This is a genomic window from Pseudomonas putida W15Oct28, from assembly GCF_000708715.2.
Taxonomy (GTDB): Bacteria; Pseudomonadota; Gammaproteobacteria; order Pseudomonadales; family Pseudomonadaceae; genus Aquipseudomonas; species Aquipseudomonas putida_R.
Genome location: NZ_JENB01000051.1, coordinates 1 through 15,362 on the forward strand (window position 1 = coordinate 1; position 15,362 = coordinate 15,362).

Below are 15,362 nucleotides of genomic sequence, written 5' to 3' on the forward strand. Positions count from 1 at the left end.
CGCCCCTTTACGCCCCTCCCTAAGACAATTTCCCCAAAGCGGCCCAAGCCGCACCACGGGGAGAACCACTCATGAACATGCTCGACGGGCTGTCACTGCTGCTGGCAGTGGCCTTGGCGTTTTATCTGCTGGTGGCGCTGCTGCGCGCCGACCGCAGCTAGGGAGCGACCATGCACAGTTACGATTTCGCCTTGCTCCTGGCGTTCTTTGCCATCGTGCTGCTTCCGGCACCCTGGCTTGGGCGGTTCTACTTCAAGGTCATGGAAGGCCAGCGCACCTGGCTGTCGCCACTACTCGGCCCGGTCGAGCAGGGTTGCTACCGGCTGGCGGGGGTGAACCCCAGCCAGGAGCAGAACTGGCGGCAGTACACCCTGGCCCTGCTGGCCTTCAACCTGGTGGGGTTCCTGCTGCTGTTCGCCGTGCTGCTGTTGCAGGGCTACCTGCCGCTCAACCCGCAGCACCTGCCAGGCCAGGAATGGTCGCTGGCGTTCAATACCGCTGTCAGTTTCGTGACCAACACCAACTGGCAGGCCTACAGCGGTGAAGCGTCGGTCAGCTACCTGAGCCAGATGCTCGGCCTGACCGTGCAGAACTTTGTCAGCGCCGCCACCGGCCTGGCCGTGCTGGTCGCTTTGTGCCGTGGCATTGCCCGGCGCAGCACGTCGACGCTGGGCAACTTCTGGGTCGACATGACCCGTGCCACCCTCTACGGCTTGCTGCCACTGTGCGTGCTGCTGGCGCTGTTGCTGGTATGGCAGGGCGTGCCGCAGACCTTTGCCGACTATGCCCATGCGCTGACCTTGCAGGGTGCTGACCAGACCATTGCACTGGGGCCGGCTGCCAGCCAGATCGCCATCAAGCAACTGGGCACCAATGGTGGCGGCTTCTTCGGCGTCAACTCGGCGCACCCGTTCGAAAACCCCACGGCCTGGAGCAACCTGTTCGAGGTGGCGTCGATCATCCTCGTTCCGGTGGCCTTGGTGTTCACCTTCGGCCACTACGTGAAGGACCTGCGCCAGAGCCGCGCCATCCTCGCCTGCATGCTTGCCCTGTTCCTGATCGGTGGCAGCACGGCGTTGTGGTCCGAGCACCAACCCAGCCCCGCGCTGCAGAGCCCGCAGGTGCAGCAGAGCGCCCCCCTGGAGGGCAAGGAAAGCCGCTTCGGCACCACCGGTTCGGTGCTGTGGACGGTCACCACCACCGCGGCCTCGAACGGCTCGGTCAACGCCATGCACGACAGCCTGAACCCGCTGACCGGCATGGTGGCGATGGTCAACATGATGGTCGGCGAGGTGATCTTCGGCGGCGTCGGGGCAGGTCTTTACGGCATGCTGCTGTTCGTTCTGATCGCGGTGTTCCTGGCCGGGCTGATGATTGGCCGCACCCCGGAATACCTGGGCAAGAAACTGCAGGCCCGTGAGGTGCAGTTGCTGGTGGCGACCCTGCTGGTGATGCCGGTCGGCGTGCTGGTACTTGGCGCCATTGCCGCCAGCCTGCCAGGCCCGGCGGGGGCAATCAGCAACCCGGGGGCGCACGGTTTCAGCCAGCTGCTGTACGCCTACACCTCGGGCACGGCCAACAACGGCTCGGCGTTTGCCGGTTTTGGCGCCAACACGGTGTATCACAACCTGATGATCGGCCTGGCCATGCTCATCGGCCGCTTTGGCTACATCCTGCCGATCCTGGCCTTGGCCGGCAGCCTGGCGGCGAAGAAAAGCGCCCCACAGGGGCAGAACAGCTTCCCTACCCATGGCCCGCTGTTCACCGGCCTGCTGCTGGTAACCATCCTGCTGGTCGGTGGCCTGACCTTCCTGCCGACACTGGCCCTGGGGCCAATCGCCGAACACCTGAGCCTGGGTTTTTGAGGACCGATCATGAACATGCCCATTCCTGAAGTGAATACCCGGCACACTGCCAAGGACCAGACCCGCTTCGCCGCGCTGTGGCGACCGGCGCTGGTGCAGGCGTTCGTCAAGCTCGACCCGCGCCAGCTCAAGCGCTCGCCGGTGATGCTGGTAGTGGCCCTGACCGCAGTGCTCACCACCGTGCTGTGCTTCGCCCCCGACAATGGCGTGAGCACGGGTGTTGCCGTGCAGATCGCCCTGTGGCTGTGGTTTACCGTGCTGTTCGCCAACTTCGCCGAAGCCCTCGCCGAAGGCCGTGGCAAGGCCCGCGCCGACAGCCTCAAGGCTGGCAGCCAAGGCCTGACCGCTCAGCGTCGCCAGCGTGATGGCAGCTACGAGACCATCGCGGCTGGCGCGTTGCGCAAGGACGACGTGGTACGTGTGGTTGCCGGTGAGATGATCCCCGGTGACGGCGAGGTGCTTGAAGGCATCGCGGCCGTCAACGAGGCCGCCATTACCGGCGAGTCCGCACCCGTGATCCGCGAGTCCGGTGGCGACCGCTCGGCGGTGACCGGCAATACACGGCTGGTCTCCGACTGGCTGCTGATCCGCATTACCAGCAACCCGGGCGAGTCGACCCTGGACCGCATGATTGCCCTGGTCGAAGGTGCCAAGCGCCAGAAGACCCCTAACGAGATCGCCCTCGATATCCTGCTGATCGGCCTGACACTGATCTTCCTGATCGTGGTGGTGACCTTGCAGCCGTTCGCCCACTTTGTGGGTGGCAGCTTGCCGCTGATCTTCCTGGCCGCATTGCTGGTGACGCTGATTCCCACCACCATCGGCGGCCTGCTGTCGGCCATCGGCATCGCCGGCATGGACCGGTTGGTGCGGCTGAACGTCATCGCCCGCTCAGGCCGTGCGGTGGAAGCCGCCGGTGACGTGCACACGTTGATGCTCGACAAGACCGGCACCATCACCTTCGGCAACCGCCGCTGCAGCGCCCTGCATGCAGCACCGGGCATCGCTGCCAAGGAACTGGGGGAGGGCGCCTTGCTGGCCTCGCTGGCTGACGATACCGCCGAGGGCAAGTCGATTGTCGAGTACCTGCGCCAGTTGCACGACTTTGTCGAGCCAGCCGCCGGGCAGTTCGAGGCCGTGGCCTTCAGCGCCGAGACGCGCCTGTCGGGCATCGACTACCAGCAGCACCGCTACCGCAAGGGGGCCGTTGATGCCGTGCTGGCATTCGTCGGCATGCAACGCCTGGAAATGCCCCCGGCTTTGGCCCGCGAAGTGGAGCGTATTGCCCAGAGCGGTGGTACGCCGCTGCTGGTGTGTATCGACAAGCGCCTGCTTGGCGTGATCCACCTCAAGGATGTGGTCAAGCCTGGTATCCGCGAGCGCTTCGCCGAACTGCGCAAGCTGGGTATCCGCACGGTGATGGTGACCGGCGACAACCCGTTGACCGCCGCTGCCATCGCCGCCGAAGCGGGGGTGGATGACGTACTGGCCGAGGCCACGCCTGAGAAGAAGCTGGCGCGCATACGCCAGGAACAGAACGACGGCCGCCTGGTGGCCATGTGCGGCGACGGCGCCAACGACGCCCCGGCACTGGCCCAGGCCGATGTGGGCATGGCCATGAACGACGGCACCCAGGCCGCGCGCGAGGCGGCCAACATGGTCGACCTGGACAGCGACCCGACCAAGCTGCTGGATGTAGTACAGGTCGGCAAGGAGTTGCTGGTGACCCGCGGTGCGCTGACCACGTTCTCCATTGCCAACGACGTGGCCAAGTACTTCGCCATCTTGCCGGCACTGTTTGCGGCCATTTACCCGCAGTTGGGCGTGCTCAACCTGATGCACCTGGCCAGCCCGCAGAGCGCGATCCTGTCGGCCATCGTGTTCAACGCGCTGATCATCATTGTGCTGATCCCGCTGGCGCTGCGTGGCGTGCGCGTGCAGGCGGCCAGTGCGGCGCACCTGTTGCGGCGCAACCTGCTGATCTACGGGCTGGGCGGCATTGTGGTGCCGTTTGCCGGGATCAAGCTGATCGACCTGCTGCTCAATGCCCTGAACCTGGTCTGAGGAGGCCGCCATGAATGCTTATGTACGCCCGGCGTTGAGCCTGGCCCTGTTGATGACGCTGGTGACCGGCGCACTGTATCCGCTGGCAGTGACCGGCATCGCCCAGGTTGTTTTTCCGCAACAGGCCAATGGCAGCCTGGTGCGGGATGACCAGGGCCAGGTGCGCGGTTCGGCATTGATCGCCCAGGATTTCAAGGGCGATGGCTGGTTCCATGCACGGCCTTCGGCGGGCGCTTACGCCACGGTGGCCAGCGGTGCCAGTAACCTTTCGCCAAGCAACCCGGCGCTGGCCGAGCGGGTCAAGGGGGAGGCGGCTGCGCTGTATCAGGCACAGCAGGGGCCGGTGCCGCAGGCGTTGCTGACTACCTCGGGCAGCGGCCTCGATCCACACCTGCCACCGGAGGCCGTTGCCTATCAGATCCCGCGTGTGGCGGCGGCGCGACAACTGCCGGTGGAGCGCTTGCAAGCCTTGCAGGAAGAGGCCACCCTCCACCCATTGATCGGCCCGCCGGTGGTGAATGTGCTGGCGCTGAACCAGGCGCTTGAGCATTTGAACCACTGATATTGGGGCCGCTCTGCGGCCCTTCGCGGGCACGCCCGCTCCCACAGGTACAGCGCCATGTTCGAAGGGGGCGTTGTACCTGTGGGAGCGGGCGTGCCCGCGAAGGCATGCAAAGCAGGCCCTTAGGTCGACTGTCGCAAATCCTGAAGGATGAAACATGAGTGATTCCGCCCGCGCAGATGCGCTGTTGGCTAACCTTCCGCGGACCGGCCGGGGCCGGCTGAAGGTGTTCCTCGGCGCCGCCCCCGGCGTCGGCAAGACCTTCGCCATGCTCCAGGCCGCCCACGCCCAGCAACGCCAAGGCGTGCACGTGCAGGCCGGAGTGGTCGAAACCCACGGCCGCGCCGAAACCGAAGCGTTGCTCGGTGGGCTGCATCAGCAGCCCTTGCTGCGCAGCCAATACCGTGGCGTCACCCTGGAGGAAATGGACCTCGACGGCCTGCTCAAGGCCGCGCCGGCCTTGGCACTGGTCGACGAACTGGCCCATACCAACGCCCCCGGCAGCCGCCACGCCAAGCGCTGGCAGGATGTGCAGGAGCTGCTGGCCGCCGGCATCGACGTGTACACCACGGTCAACGTCCAGCACCTGGAAAGCCTGAACGACAAGGTGCGCGACATCACCGGCGTACAAGTGCGTGAAACCCTGCCGGACTGGGTGCTGCAGGAAGCCTTCGAACTGGTGCTGATCGACCTGCCACCCCGCGAACTGCTCGAACGCCTGCGTGAAGGCAAGGTGTATGTGCCCGAGCAGGCGCGGGCGGCCATCGATGCGTACTTCTCGCAAACCAACCTCACCGCCCTGCGCGAACTGGCCATGCAAACTGCCGCCGCGCAGGTCGATGCCGACCTGGCCCACGGCTATCGCCAGCGCGGCCAGGAAGCCCCAGCCCTGCGCGGGCGCTTGCTGGTGGGGGTGGATGGCGACGACCAGGCTGAGCGCCTGGTGCGCCATGCCAGCCGCGTGGCGCAACGCCGCCACCTGCCCTGGAGCCTGGTGCATGTGGACAACGGCCGCCTGCGCGACGAAACCGCACGTCACCGCTTGCAAGCCGCGCAGCAACTGGCCGAGCGCCTGGGCGGCGAGGTGGTGCTGCTAAGGGCTGGCGAAGTGGCGCGCACGTTGATCCAGCATGCCGCCGAACGGCGGGCCAGCCTGGTGCTGGTGGGGCAGTCCCGTGACCGCCTGCGCCGGCGCCTGTTCGGTGCCGGTGTGGCCGCGCGGCTGCTGCGCGAAAGCCATGGCCTGGAAATCAACGTGCTGGACCGCGACGTGCAGCCGCAAGCGCCGCGGTCGGCGGTGCGGCGGGTGTGGGTGTGGCGCCACTACCTGTTGGCGCTGCTGGCCACAGTCATGGCGGCGGGGCTGGCCTGGGCGGTGTCGAGTGTGCTGGCACTGCCCAACATCTCGCTGGTGTTCCTGGCCGCGGTGTTGCTGGTGGCGGTGCGCAGCAGCCTGGGGCCTGCGCTGGCCTGCGCCGCGCTGTCATTCCTGACTTACGACTTCTTGTTCATTCCCCCCAACTTCTCGTTCAGCATCCAGCGCGAAGAAGATGTGCTGACGCTGGTGTTCTTCCTGCTGATGGCCGCGCTTACCGGTAACCTTGCCGCCCGCCAGCGCCGACAGTTGCAGGCGCTGCGCGAAACCCAGGCGCAGACCAGCCAGCTGCTCGATCTGTCGCGCCGGCTGACTGTGGCCACTGACCGCCAGGCCGTGTTCAATGCCGCCGGCCAGCATCTGGACGGCTGGCAGGACATGCAAGTGTGCTTGCTGGAGCGCAACGCCGAGGGCCAATTGCAGTTGGCCAGCGGCGAAGCCCACGCCTTCAGTGACACCGAACGCGCCGCCGCCGATTGGGCATGGCAGCACGGCCAGGCCGCTGGCCATGGCAGCGACACCTTGCCCAATGGCCGCTGGTGGTGGTGGCCGCTGGCGGTGGACGAACAGCCTTTGGCATTGCTGGGCGTGCGCCCCCGCAACGGGCAGCCACTCAGCGACCCACGCCGGCGCCTGCTGATGGCCCTCGGCCAGCCATTGGCCCAGGCCCTGGCCCGCGCCCGCTTGGCCGAACAACTGGAGGCCGCGCGCCTGCATGGCGAAACCGAGCAACTGCGCAGTGCCTTGCTGGCCTCCGTATCCCATGACTTGCGCACGCCGTTGACCGCCATGCGCGGCAGCATCGACAGCCTGCTGGCGCTGGGCGAAGCGATACCGGCTGAAGACCGCCGCGAGCTGCTGGAGGGCACCCGCAACGAGGCCGAACGCCTCGATCGCTACATCCAGAACCTGCTGGACATGACCCGCCTGGGCCATGGTGGCCTCAAGCTGGCCCGCGACTGGGTGGCCCCGGCCGACATAGTCGGTAGTGCGCTGAACCGCTTACGTGTGGTGCTGGCACCCTTGCGCGTGCACACCGAAGTACCGGCGGAGTTGCCGCTGCTGTTCGTGCATGCGGCTTTGATCGAGCAGGCGCTGGTCAATGTGCTGGAAAACGCTGCGCGGTTCTCACCGGCCAATGGTCGGCTTGAGCTGCAGGTGACCGTGCATGATGACCAGTTGCGCTTTACCGTCAGCGACCAGGGCCCCGGCATTCCGGTAGCCGACCGCGAGAAGATCTTCGACATGTTCTATACCGCTGCCCGTGGTGACCGCGGCGGGCAGGGCACAGGCCTGGGCCTGGCTATCTGCCAGGGCATGATCGGTGCCCATGGCGGGCAGATTCTGGTGGGCGAAGGCATCGATGGCCAGGGCACCGGCATCACTTTATGCTTGCCGCTACCCCCTCAACCAGAAGCTGAAAGCGAAACCCCATGAGCCAGTCCGCCACCCTGTTGGTCATCGACGATGAACCGCAGATCCGCAAGTTCCTGCGTATCAGCCTGGCCTCGCAGGGCTACAAGGTGCTCGAAGCCGCTACCGGCCAGGAAGGGCTGGCCCAGGCTGCACTGGGCAAGCCGGACCTTGTGGTGCTCGACCTGGGCCTGCCGGACATGGACGGCCAGCAGGTGCTGCGTGAACTGCGCGAATGGACCGCGGTGCCGGTGATGGTGTTGTCGGTGCGTGCCAGTGAGGTGCAGAAGGTGGATGCGCTTGACGGCGGGGCCAACGACTATGTGACCAAGCCGTTTGGCATCCAGGAATTTCTGGCGCGGGTGCGGGCCCTGCTGCGCCAGGTGCCGCAGGCCGGTGGCTCGGAAGTGGCGGCCAGCTTTGGGCCGCTGACCGTGGATTTTGCTTTTCGCCGGGTGACCCTGGACGGTGTCGAAGTGGCGTTGACGCGCAAGGAATATGCCTTGCTGGCGCTATTGGCCGGGCACCCGGGGCGGGTGATTACCCAGCAGCAGTTGCTCAAGGACATCTGGGGGCCTACCCATGTGGAAGACACCCATTACCTGCGGATCGTGGTGGGGCACGTGCGGCAGAAGCTGGGCGATGACCCCACGGCGCCACGGTTCATCATTACCGAGGCAGGGGTGGGGTACAGGTTGGTGGCGCCGACCACGTAACTCATCACAAAGCACGCATCCTGTGGGAGCGGGTTCACCCGCGAAGAATCCAACGCAGCGCATGGCACCGGCTTCGCCGGTGTTCGCGGGTGAACCCGCTCCCACAGGATCCTGGTAGGCTCAGGGAGCTGTTCTCGACTCCAGATCCATTGCTGCGGGCCACACTACTCGAGGTGCCAGGCGCAGGGCGAATTCACACCAGAGCACATCGTTGTGGTCCTTGGGCTCCCCAGGGGGCGGCAGCGCCGAGGGGCCTTCCTGCATATAGGTGCAGATGTAGGCCCAGGCGTGCTGGTCGGCGCCCATGGTACTCAGGTGAAAACGGTCGATGACGTTGTTCGTGCCTGGCGCGACGATGGAGAGCATGACACCCCATTTGAAAATGACCCCACCGTTTGGCAGGGCGCCGGTTTGTGACCAGCGTTCGGCGCGGACTTGGGACCAGTCGTAGCAGACTGGTTCGACCTTCCATATTGCGAAGGGATTCCACCAGCAGTACTTGAAGTTGTATGCATAGATTTTTTTACGTGCGCGATTGAAACGAAGGGGTTCGTCTCGGGGGGGAGATATGCTTACTCGAACAAAAAAAGTCGATGCCCATATTCCGCAGGCGAGTATTAAAATATCAATGAATGCGAATTCGAAGTCTCGGTGTTCAAAGCTGGATTTTATGAGGGAAGGCTGGAGAGTGGTGAAGGCGATTGTTGGTAGTGAAAACAGAGCCAGAATTTCTCTCGCCCATCCAAGTGTTCTGGGGATCTCAAGGTAGATCGGGTCTTGGTGGTTTGCACTCTGGTTACCTAATATGGCTTCGACAGTTGAAGGAGTTTCCGGGCAGGGGAGGTCTTCCATCCAGCCTGTGCAGGGCGGGTTTAGGCGCGGGCGGGACATTAGAATAGACTCCTTAGGGAGGATAGATTGTTCTCTCTCGCTGTCACCTTTGCGTAACCTGACGTGTCCCGCTTGTCGGGCCAGTAAGTGAGAGTTAGTTCAATGGACTTTATGCAGTGGTTTTCGTGTAGTGGGATTGAGCTGTTGATGTGCAGTGTTTCATTGGTGATTTTGGAGTGCAAACAATCGCTTACATTGTTCGGGCTAGAAAAAGCATTTTTTGTTTGTTCGGGAATGTATTCGATTGTGTTTGGGCGAGAACTATTGCCGGAGAGATAAAATGGCTGGCTGTTGAGCCCTCCTGGGTACACTGTCAGTTGCCATTCGTACTGTGCGGCCTCAGTACTGAAATTTGGCAGGCTAATGTACAAGTCTAGATCGAATCCTGCTGCGACAGCAGCGCCATCGCTGATTAAAGTTCCAGTTTGGCCTGGCGTTTGCGTACGGTGAGATTGTTGAAATCTGGTTTCAATTGAGGCATGCGCCTGAATACCTAGCGCTGCCGCGTTCAGCGCACCAATCGAGGTATCTAGGTCTTGTGGATTTACCCAGCGTCGATGTACCTCTGGTGTACCCCATCTACTATGCCGAGACCACAGTTCCAGTAATGAAGACTCTTGATTTTTGGCATACATCGCCAGCGTATAGGCGGCCAGACCAAGAACTATCGCGAAGCCTAGAGGGGTTAGCAGGGAGCTAGCGAATAGCGCGGAGTAAACGCCAAAGCCTGCGGAGATTGTAGTCAATGTGGCAGCACGAAAGTAGCCTTTGGCAGAGGCGTGGTCTCCTTGTCGTGTAGTCCGGGTGTATGCGTTCAGGTATTGCGCTGCATCCATAGTACTGGCGAGTGCGGTTATAGCGCCGCCATACTTGGCAATGCTGCTTCCCAGCGAAGTCGTTGTTACCATTCCGGACCAGGGCATCTTCGGCCGTACAAGTCCGATAGCAAGCCCTGCCGCTTCAATGCCGACACCCAACAACCCAAGCGATGAAGACCAGACCGCCGCAAGCGCCTCTGGATTATTCTGATGTGTTTCCTGCAACGTTCGATAGTTCTTTCCCAGACTGTCTTGCTGAAACCACATACTGCCCAAGGCAAGGAGCAAGCGTACGCTTCCCGAGCTAGCTGCCGCATCCCGTAAACTGCGCATGGCATCACTTGCCACGCTCTGCGCGGCCATCGAACTGACTTTCAATCCGCCGGTAACCTGAGCGCCCAGCGTACCTGCACCAATCGCAATATTGCGCACCAGCGCCCCGACGCCACCGGCCGCACCTTCCCGTAACTGCGCCAGCCGCGCCTGCAAACTCTCGGCACTTTCAAACGTCCAGAGCACCACCTCGATCATCTGGTTACGGTTGACCGCTGCCGCAATATTGATCGCGCCACTCAGCACCATGGCGCGCACCTTGCGCCCCACGGGGTCACGGAATTGCTTGTCTATCTGCTGGAGAAACGCATCAGTCCTTATCTGCACGGTTTCATTGAGCAAGCTCATGTATTCGCCCACTGTCAGGGACACCCGCAGCGGGGTCACCTGCTGCCCGGCGAACAGTGCAAATGCCGAACGATGCACATGGCCGACCAGGGTCTTGGTCCGTTCACTGAGATGCTGGCTGAGTGCATTCCCAGCGCTGTTGGTCGCGGCCAGCAACTGGCCAATGGCATCCTGTATCGGCTTGATCATTAGCAACTGGCCATCGGCAGTGCCGGCGATGCCTTTGATGATGTCGTACACCTTGCCGAAGTCATCCCCCGACAGCGCCCCTGCCACTTGCTGCATCAAGCCCCGGTTCTTGGCCAGTAACGCCTGATACAACAAGCTCTGCTCATCCTCCAGCAATTGCTGCCAGACATGCTGGGTCATCCCGAGCGGCTGGCCTTCTGCGGGTAGCGCTTCGGTGGGCCCGCCGGCCAGGCAGGCGGCCATCATCTGGATGAAGTGCTCGACTGAAACAGGATCTTTCGCGTCATAGTCGAAATAGCCGATCTGCTGAAACGCGCGTTTGGCGTAGTGGTGCGCATACAGCTTGCCCACCTGGTCGACCATTGACTGCCAGTTTTTCAGTTCGCGGTCGTAGTCGGCCTGAAAGGCCGCGCGGGCGCGTTCGTCGTAGCGCTTTTCCAGCCGCTCACGGGCTTTTTGCTGTTGGCGTGCGGTGTTGCGCGCGGTCTGTGCTTCGATGTCCACTGCGGGTAGATGCGTTTTGACCGCGAGCGGGGTTTTGTTCCACTGCTCGACCTTCCGGGCCTCACGTTCGGCGTCCTCGGCCCCTTGCGCGGCGGCGGTGGCGGCGTGCAATTGCTGGATGCCCAACAACGCCTGCGACGTGAAGTACTCGAAGTGCCGCTGCGGTTGCGCCCGCCATTCCTGCATGGCCCGCACCCAACCCGTGCGTTGGGCGTTCAGTTCCATCACCAGGCCGACCGGGTCGGGCAGCGTCAGTGCCAGCACGCCGTTGGGCAGTTGTTCCTGCGCGATGATCTTGCGCACGTGATTATTGGTTTCAGACCATTTGCCAAAACGGCTGTAAAAGCCATGGGCGCTGGCGAACTTGGCTGACGAGAACGTGGAAAACTCCAGCACATTTTCCATGCCGAAGCGGAAGCTGTCGGTCATGGCAATGCCGATGCTGGCAGGGTCGTTGCGCGCGGTCTCCAGGTCTACCTCGACGAAGCGGGCGAGGGTGCCCGTGTCACCGTCGGCAATGCCTTTGCGATAACGGTCGAGTACGGCAAGGGGCCAGGGATCGTTGGCGAAGGCGACCCAGGCTTTGCGGTAGAGCGAGGTGTTGATGTTGATGAATGAGGCGATCACATCGTGGCCTTCGGTGGCGCACATCTTGGGCAATGACCTGGGCGGCCCCGAGGGCATCTGCGACGCAGGGAAACGCTGCAAGGTGCCTTCTGCCGCCACCGCGTAGGCCTGCCAGATTTGCTGGTCGAGCAGTACGTAGACATAACCCTGGCGCAGCAGGCGCAACTGGTCGGTATGCATCGGGTGGAAGGTGATTTCGCTGTCGTCCGCCAGCCGATAGGGGCGCCCTGTATCAGGGCGCGGGGCATAGGCCTCGCGCAGCAGCATGATCGGCAGGCCGGAGCGCTCGCAGGCATTGCAGCTGCCGTATGTGTTGGGTATCTCTTCCTGCATGGCAATGTGGACGGCTTTGCTGATGCTCATGAATAACTCCTTGCCTGCGGCAGGGCCGCCACGATGTGCGACCAGGTGCGGTCGTCGTAGCAGGCGAAACGGGCTGCCAGGCGTTGTACGCCGGCCGCTGCCTGTGCCACGTCGTGCTGGATGGTGGGGTGCTGAAGCAGCAGTGGGTGGACCATGACCATGTGCAGGCACATGCACTGGATATCGGCACGGTCGCGAAGGCCCTGCCTGAAGGCCTTGAGGAGCAGATTCATGGCATGAACGGGCGCGCTTTCCGGCAAGCCTGATGGGCCTGTGAATTGCCAGGGTGCGCTGGTTTGCTGCACGGCATTCAGCCGGCGCCAGGCGCCGAGCAGCTGAATGATCTGGGGCGCGACGTGCTGGGTAGCCCTTGCCGCCTCGGGCACGACCAGTTCGCCAGCCGGCGCTTGTCGTTCGAACACCGCGCAACTGCCACAGCCATCGGGGTGCAGCCAGCTGCGAATGGGCCCAAGGACCTGGCCCGCGTTGCGCAGGGTCGCGCGCAGCAACACCAGGCGAACAGGTTCGAACCAGGCCGTGATGCCGTGCGGCGGCGGTTGGTGCAGCACATGGCATTGCTGGCTGATGTGTCGGGCGATGAGCTCGGCGGGTTGCTCGCTGACCAGCCAGCCACACACATAGTGCCAAGTGGCCGTTGCCTCACGTGCGGCGCAGGTGGCGCTGAGTGCAGCAAGGGCTGTGGGCGCTGCGCCGGGTTTGGCGATCTGCACCAGGGCGGGCCAGTCGTGCGGGTCTTGGACCAGCCCGTGGCTGTCGACGCGGACTACGGCGTCGCTATCCAGCGTCTCGGTGAGCGATGCAATGCTTAACGGGTGCTCTGGGGTGCACCCGGCAAACGGGTCCAGAAGAAGATAGAGCGCTTCTTCTGGTTGGCGCAGCTGGGTCGCGAAGCGATCGACCCACTGCAGGTAGCCCTGCGCGGACTGGCTCGACATGAGAAGTTCCTTTGTCTTCTTGATGACGAGCAGAAATCTAACGAGGAATCAATTCTGTAGGGAGTTATTGGCTTCCTAACGTGTTGTAGGACTTTTCGTTTTCGGATGGTGCGGCTCAGGACCTTGGGGATTCTGTTTCAAAGCATTGGCGCATGACGTCCAGGTAACGCCTGGCCCCCAGGCCCAGCGGGCGTGACTTGATCCAGATGATGTCCACCCACAGGCGCAGGCGGCTGGCCATGTTGTCAAAGCGCACCTCGGCCAGTGCGCCCGAAGCAATCAGCGGTTCAACCAGCGGCTGTGGCAGGTAGGCCCAGCCCAGCCCGGACTGCACCAGGTCCAGCGTGGCCAGGTAGCTGTCGGTCAGCCAGATGCGCCGCGACAGCACCATGCGTGGGTCCGACCCGGTGGCCTTGCCCGAGGCCACGATGATCTGCCGTTGTTCGGCGAAGGCTTCCTCAGGCATTGGCGTACCGCTGTTCTGCCCGGCCGGATGGCGTGGTGAGGCGACGGCCACCAGCAGTTGACTGCCGGCTTCGAGGAACGACTCACGCTCGTCGATGCCGGGCCGCTCGAACACCAGTGCCAGTTGCACACTGCCGTCATGCAACAGGCGAATGGCTTCGGTCTGGGTGGCCGAACGTACCTCGATTTCCAGGCTGGGAAATTCCTGGGCGAGGGTTTCCAGTGGCTGGCTCCAGCGACCGGTCTGCAGCTCGGGCGCCATGGCGATGGTCAGGCGTTTTTCCAAGCCCTTGTGCAGTTGCAGGGCCTGGGCATCCAGCAGGTTGAGCTGGCAGATCACCTGCCTGGCCTGGGGCTCCAGCGCCAGGGCAGCGCTGGTGGGCAAGGCTTTGCGCGTGGCCCGGTCGAACAGCGGCATGTCCAGCTCCGCTTCCAGTTGGGCGATTGCCATGCTTACGGCCGAAGGCACACGGCCCAGTTTGCGGGCGGCGGCGGAGAATGAGCCGGCATCCAGCACCGCGAGGAAGATTGCCAGAGAGTCACTGGTAAAGGCCATTGTCAGTAAACCTGATGATGATCATCTTTTGTTGCTAAAAATTATGAACACTAATGCGCCTACAGGACAGTCCCCCCAATGGAGAAGAGCGTGCATAGACCAACCGCGTGGCATGTCACTCACTGGAGTGCAGACCCGTTCAGCCTCGGTGCCTACAGCGCGCTGTTGCCTGGGGGGACGCCGCAGCATCGAAGTGACCTGGGCCAAGTGCTGCATGAGCGTTTGGTCATCGCCGGAGAAGCCTGTAACGCCAGCGCCCCGGCAATGACTCATGGCGCCTGGAATGACGGGCTGCGTGCCGCCGACGCGGCCTTGAGTGCCAGCGCGCGCAGAGTGATCGTGATCGGGGCGGGCTGTGCAGGGCTGGCTGCCGCACAACGCCTGCGGGCGCGGGGTGTCGATTGCACTGTGCTTGAGGCACGGGGGCGAACAGGTGGGCGCACGCATTCTGTAGACCTGGGCGGCATAAAAGCGGATGAAGGCGCTGCATGGCTCCAGCATTTCGCTGAAAACCCATTGGCCACCGTTGCGCAGCAACAGGGGTTGGCTTGCGTCGAGACCGACTTCAGCCGCCCGCTTGCTGCTGCAAGGGGCGGGGTACTGCCCGATGTCGACGGCGCCTGGGCTGCCTTGACCAAAAGTATCGACCGGCGGCTGCCCTTGTCTGAGGCGATCAACCGCTACATGGCCACACTCGACCCTGCGCGCAGGCGCGCCACGCAGTTCGCCATCGACGCCAACCTTGTCCTGGAAGCGTGTTTGCCAGTGGAGCAACTGTCGCTCAGTGCGCTGGACGAAGAGGGTGTCGGGCATGGCGATCGCATGTTGCCAGGCGGCTACAGCGAGCTTGTCGATTTGCTGGCGAAGGATCTGGATATCCGCCTGAACACACCGGTAACCCATATCGACTGGTCGAGCGCGCGCGTCAAAGTGAATAAGGAGGTGTGCGATTTCTGCATTTGCACAGTCCCTGTGGGGGTGTTGAAAGCGTTGCACTTCACCCCTGCGTTACCTGAAACACAGCAACAAGCGCTGGTACATCTGGGCATGGGCAAGCTGGAGAAAGTGATTCTGCAGTTCGATGAGCGCTGGTGGCCGTGTTCACCCTCAGGCTACCTGCGCTGGTATGACGTGCCTGCCAGTTGGGGTGAGTGGCTGGACCTGACCGATGCCGTAGGCAAGCCCACCATTGCCGGGCTGATTGCCGCCGATGCGATCGAGCGGCAGTTCAGCGGGCGCACGGATGAGCAGATCGCCATGGCAGCAACGCAGGCATTGCAGGCGTGGGCCGCAGCCATCAGGCCCACGCCTTGATAC

11 protein-coding genes are annotated in these 15,362 nt (G+C 63.2%); 7 read left to right on the plus strand and 4 right to left on the minus strand.

Annotated elements, in window-relative coordinates:
* Window positions 1-71 precede the first annotated feature (71 nt).
* The 6 genes from kdpF (at window position 72) to AK81_RS24270 (ending at window position 7,995) form a co-directional block, all read left to right on the plus strand.
* A complete protein-coding gene (gene kdpF, locus AK81_RS24245; RefSeq protein WP_003251485.1) occupies window positions 72-161 on the plus strand; it encodes a K(+)-transporting ATPase subunit F in 90 nt (29 codons plus the stop codon).
* Between the two features lie 9 nt (window positions 162-170).
* On the plus strand, window positions 171-1,865 hold the full coding sequence (gene kdpA / locus AK81_RS24250) for a potassium-transporting ATPase subunit KdpA (protein ID WP_043203290.1): 1,695 nt from the start codon (window positions 171-173) through the stop codon (window positions 1,863-1,865).
* A gap of 9 nt (window positions 1,866-1,874) precedes the next feature.
* Window positions 1,875-3,929: a potassium-transporting ATPase subunit KdpB gene (kdpB, locus tag AK81_RS24255; protein ID WP_043203292.1), complete on the plus strand. Its 2,055-nt coding sequence runs from the start codon at window positions 1,875-1,877 to the stop codon at window positions 3,927-3,929.
* Between the two features lie 10 nt (window positions 3,930-3,939).
* On the plus strand, window positions 3,940-4,491 hold the full coding sequence (gene kdpC, locus AK81_RS24260; RefSeq protein WP_043203294.1) for a potassium-transporting ATPase subunit KdpC: 552 nt from the start codon (window positions 3,940-3,942) through the stop codon (window positions 4,489-4,491).
* A gap of 157 nt (window positions 4,492-4,648) precedes the next feature.
* Window positions 4,649-7,303: a sensor histidine kinase gene (locus AK81_RS24265; protein WP_043203296.1), complete on the plus strand. Its 2,655-nt coding sequence runs from the start codon at window positions 4,649-4,651 to the stop codon at window positions 7,301-7,303.
* On the plus strand, window positions 7,300-7,995 hold the full coding sequence (locus AK81_RS24270) for a response regulator (protein ID WP_043203298.1): 696 nt from the start codon (window positions 7,300-7,302) through the stop codon (window positions 7,993-7,995). The genes AK81_RS24265 and AK81_RS24270 overlap by 4 nt, the downstream gene beginning before the upstream one ends.
* A gap of 120 nt (window positions 7,996-8,115) precedes the next feature.
* On the opposite strand, the gene AK81_RS30535 is transcribed toward AK81_RS24270, so the two are convergent.
* The 4 genes from AK81_RS30535 to AK81_RS24290 all read right to left on the minus strand — a co-directional run bounded on the left by AK81_RS30535 (window position 8,116) and on the right by AK81_RS24290 (window position 14,045).
* The gene (locus AK81_RS30535; RefSeq protein ID WP_241496114.1) at window positions 8,116-8,886 is read right to left on the minus strand and encodes a DUF6708 domain-containing protein; all 771 of its coding nucleotides are present in this window, start codon (window positions 8,884-8,886) and stop codon (window positions 8,116-8,118) included.
* Window positions 8,886-12,068, minus strand: coding sequence for a T6SS effector BTH_I2691 family protein (locus tag AK81_RS24280; protein ID WP_043203300.1), 3,183 nt, complete (start codon window positions 12,066-12,068; stop codon window positions 8,886-8,888). The genes AK81_RS30535 and AK81_RS24280 overlap by 1 nt, the downstream gene beginning before the upstream one ends.
* Window positions 12,065-13,024, minus strand: coding sequence for a hypothetical protein (locus AK81_RS24285; protein WP_043203301.1), 960 nt, complete (start codon window positions 13,022-13,024; stop codon window positions 12,065-12,067). Before AK81_RS24285 ends, AK81_RS24280 begins: the two co-directional genes overlap by 4 nt.
* Before the next feature lie 115 nt (window positions 13,025-13,139).
* Window positions 13,140-14,045, minus strand: a complete 906-nt coding sequence (locus tag AK81_RS24290) for a LysR family transcriptional regulator (protein ID WP_043203303.1) — start codon at window positions 14,043-14,045, stop codon at window positions 13,140-13,142.
* Window positions 14,046-14,123: 78 nt separating this feature from the next.
* Between AK81_RS24290 and AK81_RS24295 the strand changes: the two genes are divergently transcribed.
* Window positions 14,124-15,359, plus strand: coding sequence for a flavin monoamine oxidase family protein (locus tag AK81_RS24295; protein ID WP_043203304.1), 1,236 nt, complete (start codon window positions 14,124-14,126; stop codon window positions 15,357-15,359).
* Window positions 15,360-15,362: the final 3 nt, after the last annotated feature.

Excerpts from the sequence above, each read along its gene's own strand:
- kdpF (WP_003251485.1), top strand. The coding sequence starts at position 72 with ATGAACATGCTCGACGGGCTGTCACTGCTGCTGGCAGTGGCCTTGGCG.
- kdpA (WP_043203290.1), top strand. The coding sequence starts at position 171 with ATGCACAGTTACGATTTCGCCTTGCTCCTGGCGTTCTTTGCCATCGTG.
- kdpB (WP_043203292.1), top strand. The coding sequence starts at position 1,875 with ATGAACATGCCCATTCCTGAAGTGAATACCCGGCACACTGCCAAGGAC.
- kdpC (WP_043203294.1), top strand. The coding sequence starts at position 3,940 with ATGAATGCTTATGTACGCCCGGCGTTGAGCCTGGCCCTGTTGATGACG.
- AK81_RS24265 (WP_043203296.1), top strand. The coding sequence starts at position 4,649 with ATGAGTGATTCCGCCCGCGCAGATGCGCTGTTGGCTAACCTTCCGCGG.
- AK81_RS24270 (WP_043203298.1), top strand. The coding sequence starts at position 7,300 with ATGAGCCAGTCCGCCACCCTGTTGGTCATCGACGATGAACCGCAGATC.
- AK81_RS30535 (WP_241496114.1), bottom strand. The coding sequence starts at position 8,886 with ATGTCCCGCCCGCGCCTAAACCCGCCCTGCACAGGCTGGATGGAAGAC.
- AK81_RS24280 (WP_043203300.1), bottom strand. The coding sequence starts at position 12,068 with ATGAGCATCAGCAAAGCCGTCCACATTGCCATGCAGGAAGAGATACCC.
- AK81_RS24285 (WP_043203301.1), bottom strand. The coding sequence starts at position 13,024 with ATGTCGAGCCAGTCCGCGCAGGGCTACCTGCAGTGGGTCGATCGCTTC.
- AK81_RS24290 (WP_043203303.1), bottom strand. The coding sequence starts at position 14,045 with ATGGCCTTTACCAGTGACTCTCTGGCAATCTTCCTCGCGGTGCTGGAT.
- AK81_RS24295 (WP_043203304.1), top strand. The coding sequence starts at position 14,124 with ATGGAGAAGAGCGTGCATAGACCAACCGCGTGGCATGTCACTCACTGG.